The sequence below is a fragment of the Milkweed yellows phytoplasma str. MW1 genome (genome assembly GCF_000309485.1).
GTDB lineage: Bacteria > Bacillota_I > Bacilli_A > Acholeplasmatales > Acholeplasmataceae > Phytoplasma.
Window position 1 is genome coordinate 1 of the sequence record NZ_AKIL01000063.1, and the last position, 2,327, is coordinate 2,327.

At 33.0% G+C, this 2,327-nt stretch carries 2 protein-coding genes; both read right to left on the reverse strand.

Annotation, left to right across the window (positions count from 1 at the left end; all coding sequences use genetic code 11):
* Positions 1-626, reverse strand: a 626-nt coding sequence (locus RI76_RS02785) for a group II intron reverse transcriptase/maturase (RefSeq protein ID WP_315971947.1), incomplete at its 3' end; no start/stop codon positions are given.
* A gap of 86 nt (positions 627-712) precedes the next feature.
* On the reverse strand, positions 713-1,672 hold the full coding sequence (locus tag RI76_RS02790) for a reverse transcriptase domain-containing protein (RefSeq protein WP_017192379.1): 960 nt from the start codon (positions 1,670-1,672) through the stop codon (positions 713-715).
* Positions 1,673-2,327 lie beyond the last annotated feature (655 nt).

The following is a 2,327-nucleotide window of genomic DNA, read 5'->3' on the forward strand; positions in this document are numbered from 1 at the left end:
CATCCAAATGATTTTATTTGTTGGTTCGTTATTTTTTGATGACAAGTTTTGCATAATACCTTTGTTTCTTTGTTTCTAATACTTTGCATATTCTTGTTTCTTACTGTTTTTGTATGATGAATTTCCAGCGGAACCCCTTCTACTAAACATTTTTTACATTTAACAGCTTGCAATCTATCCGTTAACTTGGTTCTACCTTTGTAAGTATTTGTGTTTATTATTAAGTTCGTATCCTTATTTTGATACTTTCTTAATTTTTTCACAAAATCCCAACTAAATAGCGGCCAATTATCATATTTGGGTTTAGTTTTGGTTTCATATTTGATACCGAAACTTTTTCCAATTTGATACCGTTGATACCGCTTACGGATAGTTGCAATTGAACTTTTATCTTTTCCAGCAAGAGTTTTTAATAAAGAATAGGTCGCATAGTAATACCATTTTCCTAATTGAGAAATGTTTGAGATATAGCTATAATAGTTTATAAATCCGTTCATTATGGCCTTATAAGTTTTTATTATTTCCAACTTCTCAAAACTGATAAGGGATTTATCGTGGATAATTTTATTATTCTTATTTATCCATCCTACTTCCTTAGCTTTTTCCTCAATTAACTGTCTATTCATTTTAAGTTGTGGTCTTCCATTATGACTTGATTTGGTTAACTTCTTATTAAGCTCATCCTTTGTCGGAGATATCGACAAATCATAACCTAGGAAGTCAATCCCTTTTTTGTCTTTTGGATTTTGGTTTTATCGCTTGAAACTTTTAGCTTCAAATTGTTTTCGATAAATTCAACTACCATTTTCTTAATTTGATGTGGTAAGGCATCACTTTTACAACTTACCCCAATAATGAAATCATCTGCATATCTCAAATATTCGATTCGAATTGGTTTTTGCTCATATTTTTGAGTTACTCTCAATTCTCTTCTTAGTCTTTCAACTGTTTTATTATCATTTTCCTTTTTGGCCTTATTTATATCCCTACATATTTTGTGGTATATAGGATTTTTTTTCACCTTTAAGAATCTTGATAATTCCTTTTGAAGGGTTACTATATATTCATCTAACTCATTTAACATGATGTTCGATAAGATAGGTGAAATAATCCCTCCTTGGGGAGTTCCCGCAATGGTTTCTATATATTGTCCTTGTTTCATGACGCCACTTTTAACCATTTTAGCAACTAGTCTTTTGACTTTATCTTTTGAGATATCTTTGTCCATGATTTCATATAGCATTTTATGGTTTACCGTATCAAAAAACTCTTTCAAGTCAATCTTAATAAACCAATTTATCCTTTTTTTAAATCTTTGCTGAAAGCGTTTTAAGCAATCATGTGTCGATTTTCCAGGTCTAAATCCATAACTGAATTCAGAGAACTTAGGTTCATAATATGCTTCCAATTGTTTTCTTATGACTTCTTGAATTGTCCTATCCTTGATGGTAGGAATCCCCAGAGGTCTTAGTTTACCATTTGGTTTAGGGATATCTATTTTTTTTACTGGGGAAGGTTCATATGTTCCTTCTTTGACCTCTTTATTCCATTTTTGGAGTTTTTTTAAGTTCACCCCATCGATGGTCTGAGAGTCAATCCCAGCCGTTCCAGCGCCTTTATTGGTTGCTATTTTATTGAAAGCTAGGTAATAGCTTTCTATAATATTAGTCAACCATTGATAAGTCTTCTTTGGAACTCTCTTGTTTTCTTTCGATCTCGTCTCAATTCTGTTTAAATGCGTAGTTAGTTTTGAAGTTTTGAAATTTTACTTTCCTTTGATAGCATATAGCCACCGCCCTTCTACGCCTTTAAACTCGAAATATTATTTCCTCTTTCGCCCTATATCATGCTTTCCATGACTTCCTGGTTGGGGGCGATTGTCTTAACCATTCCAGGCCAAGTTTTACTCCAACGACTACTATGATTCTGCTTTTTCCTTGAATCCATAAGACTTTTTATCCTCTTATGTTTAGGTTTTAACCTTGACTTTTAGGAAAATCCAAGTTACTCTTATTAACTACATGAATTCTTTAGGGACGCTAACCTTAGCATTAACTTATGAGTTTCTACCTCATAAGGTAGGCAAATACCGTTTATCCACCAGGTGAGTTAAGATGTTGATATTGAAATCAGGAAGGGGTTTTTACCTCTTGATAATCTAACTAGTCGGACTCAATAACTATTTAGTCCCATCCTACAGGTCGTTTCAATTCTTTTCGACTTGGTTACTACATTACTCTTCTTTTTGCGTTTAGGTCCATTTCAGGTCTTCTCCTTGGAATTCTTTTCTTCTTGCGGTATCTTCTTGGCTATGAACTTCACCTCAA